This window comes from Monashia sp. HAY1-5C, from assembly GCF_056755255.1.
In genome coordinates this window covers 1-230 of record NZ_JBPGXG010000887.1, presented here as the reverse complement: position 1 = coordinate 230, position 230 = coordinate 1, and the positions used below count along the sequence as shown (strand labels likewise).

1 protein-coding gene is annotated in these 230 nt (G+C 74.3%); it reads right to left on the bottom strand.

The genetic code is table 11. The annotated features are described in order from the left end of the window. Positions 1-207 (bottom strand): hypothetical protein (locus ACR9ZK_RS23850; protein WP_481344375.1); only part of this gene is annotated, 207 nt, incomplete at its 3' end. Positions 208-230: the final 23 nt, after the last annotated feature.

Genomic DNA, 230 nt, shown 5'->3' with positions numbered 1-230 from the left:
CGGAGATGTGTATAAGAGACAGGTGCAGACACGCGCGCCGCCCTCGCCGCGTGGGGGGTGCCCGACGTCGAGGGCCTGCTGGCCTCCGGCGCGGCGTTCGAGGCGCCGGACGCCTCGGATGCGTCGGAGGCGCCGGACGCGTCTGGGACGACGCGGACGGCGCGGTGACGATGTCGTGGGGCCCTTCGTCGCGGTCGTTCCTCCCACCCACGCCCTGGAGGACCTCGCGG